This window comes from Mesobacillus sp. (assembly GCF_049588175.1).
GTDB lineage: Bacteria > Bacillota > Bacilli > Bacillales > Cytobacillaceae > Mesobacillus.
Genome location: NZ_JBAVFI010000228.1, coordinates 1 through 2,480 on the forward strand (window position 1 = coordinate 1; position 2,480 = coordinate 2,480).

Below are 2,480 nucleotides of genomic sequence, written 5' to 3' on the forward strand. Positions count from 1 at the left end.
AAGAAATGAAGCGCTGGGGATTTCAATTCATTGAAACTCCGACACTCGAATATTACGAAACAGTTGGGAATGCTTCGGCAATCCTTGATCAGCAGCTATTCAAATTATTGGATCAGCAGGGCCACACATTGGTGCTTCGGCCAGATATGACTGCGCCGATTGCGAGGGTTGCGGCGTCCAAGCTTTTTAACGACCATGTACCTTTAAGACTAGCCTACTCGGCAAATGTTTTCCGCGCCCAGCAGCGTGAAGGAGGCAGGCCAGCGGAATTCGAACAAATCGGAGTCGAGTGCATCGGTGATGATTCCATCAGTGCAGATGGCGAAATGATTGCTCTTGCGATTTCTTCACTGAAAAAATCAGGCCTGGAACAGTTCCAGCTGTCTGTCGGCCATGTTGGCTTTGTCAATGAGCTGTTTGTCCAGATTCTTGGAACTGAAGACCGTGCCAGGGAATTGACGAAATTTTTATATGAGAAAAATTATGTTGGCTACCGTGAGCATGTAAAATCATTGCCGCTGTCATCGATTGATACTCAGCGCCTGCTGGCATTCCTCGAACTGCGAGGCGGTCCGGAAGTAATCGGAAAAGCGGCTGAACTGATTGAAAATGGCAAAGGCAGAGTGGCTCTGGATGAACTCAAACTGCTTTGGGATGTCATTGAAGATTTCGGCGAAAGTGACCGCATCAAATTCGATTTAACGATTGTCAGCCATATGAGCTACTATACAGGCATTTTATTTGAAGTATACGCAGGCATGGTCGGATTCCCGATAGGCAATGGCGGCAGATATGACAGGCTTCTTGAGAAATTCGGCAAATCCACAGGAGCAACAGGTTTTGCACTTCGACTTGATCGTCTGCTTGAAAGCCTTGGAGATTTAGGGAAGCCAGAACCGGTTACATGCATTCTTTTCAGCCCTGAGCGTCGAAGGGAAGCCTACCAGCTCGCAGCAGAACGTCGTGAGGATGGGGAAAGAATCGTTTTGCAGGACATCAGCACAGTCCGCAATCTGGATACATGCTCCGATACATTCTCAGATGTCGTCTTCCTCATTGGAAAAGCGGAAAAGGGGGCGATGGAATGAACGATCAATTGACAATCGCCATGCCGAAAGGCCGGATTTTTAACGAAGCAGCCGAGCTGCTAAGACGCGCAGGCTTTGAACTGCCTCCAGAATTTGATGATTCAAGAAAACTGATCATCGATGTTGAAAATGAGAACTTCCGGTTTATTCTTGCCAAGCCGATGGATGTCGCTACATATGTGGAACACGGAGTCGCTGACCTCGGAATTGCCGGCAAGGACGTTCTCCTTGAGGAAGAACGAGATGTATATGAGCTGCTTGATTTGAAAATCAGCGGCTGCTACCTGGCAGTTGCCGGTCTTCCGGATACGAAAATGAATGATGTTGCACCTAAAATCGCAACAAAATATCCAAACATCGCGGCGGCCTATTTCCGGGAACAAGGAGAGCAAGTCGAAATCATTAAGCTTAATGGCTCAATCGAGCTTGCACCATTGATTGGCCTTGCAGACAGGATTGTGGATATCGTTTCAACCGGCAGAACATTGAAGGAAAACGGCCTCGTTGAGTATGAAACGATTACTACCGTAACCTCAAGGTTGATAGTGAATCCGGTCAGCTACCGGATCAAGGATGAACGCATCAGCGATTTGATCAAACGGCTTAACGATGTGATTTAATTGTTGAATAGCATCATACTGGATTGTGAATTTGCAATCTCCCTGGATTGTGAAAGGATTGATTCTCAATGGAAATTTTACAAATAGATGGCAGTGTCTCGCTGAAAAGAACGGTAGATGGCGGTACAGAAGAGCAGCGCAAGGCTGTCCAGGAAATCATCGCCGCAGTACGGAAATCAGGCGATCAGGCAGTCAAAGCTTATACTGAAAAATTCGATTCAGTTTCCCTTGATGACTTTCGAGTGACTCAAGATGAAATTTCAGAAGCATATAAAACGGTGAGCCAGAACCTTGTTGATATCATTACCGAAGCAGCAGGGAACATCCGGACATACCATGAAAAACAATTGCGTCCGTCATGGATGACAACAGAGGAAAATGGCTCGATACTCGGTCAGAAGGTAACACCGCTTGATTCTGTCGGTGTTTATGTACCTGGTGGAACCGCGGCGTACCCGTCTTCTGTTTTAATGAATGTCATTCCCGCAAAAACAGCCGGAGTTGAACGGATTGTCATGGCATCTCCCCCCGACCGTGATGGCAAGCTCCCAGCAGGTGTGCTGGTTGCAGCTGATATTGCCGGGGTAAAAGAAATCTATAAAGTCGGCGGTGCCCAGGCAATCGCAGCACTGGCATATGGAACAAAAACGATCAAGCCAGTCGATAAGATTACTGGTCCAGGCAACATCTATGTTGCACTCGCTAAGCGCGAAGTTTTTGGCGATGTGGCGATTGATATGATTGCCGGGCCAAGTGAAATCGGCATACTTGC

The 2,480-nt window shown here is 47.3% G+C and carries 3 protein-coding genes; all 3 read left to right on the plus strand.

Annotated features, from left to right (window positions below):
- Positions 1–1,088, plus strand: a 1,088-nt coding sequence (locus tag WB217_RS05675) for an ATP phosphoribosyltransferase regulatory subunit (protein WP_423991477.1), incomplete at its 5' end; no start/stop codon positions are given.
- Positions 1,085–1,708: an ATP phosphoribosyltransferase gene (hisG, locus tag WB217_RS05680; RefSeq protein WP_423991479.1), complete on the plus strand. Its 624-nt coding sequence runs from the start codon at positions 1,085–1,087 to the stop codon at positions 1,706–1,708. The genes WB217_RS05675 and hisG, both read left to right, overlap by 4 nt.
- Before the next feature lie 68 nt (positions 1,709–1,776).
- Positions 1,777–2,480 (plus strand): histidinol dehydrogenase (gene hisD / locus WB217_RS05685; RefSeq protein ID WP_423991481.1); only part of this gene is annotated, 704 nt, incomplete at its 3' end.

What these genes read in the sequence shown, in the direction of transcription:
- hisG (WP_423991479.1), top strand. Translation starts at nt 1,085, where the DNA reads ATGAACGATCAATTGACAATCGCCATGCCGAAAGGCCGGATTTTTAAC.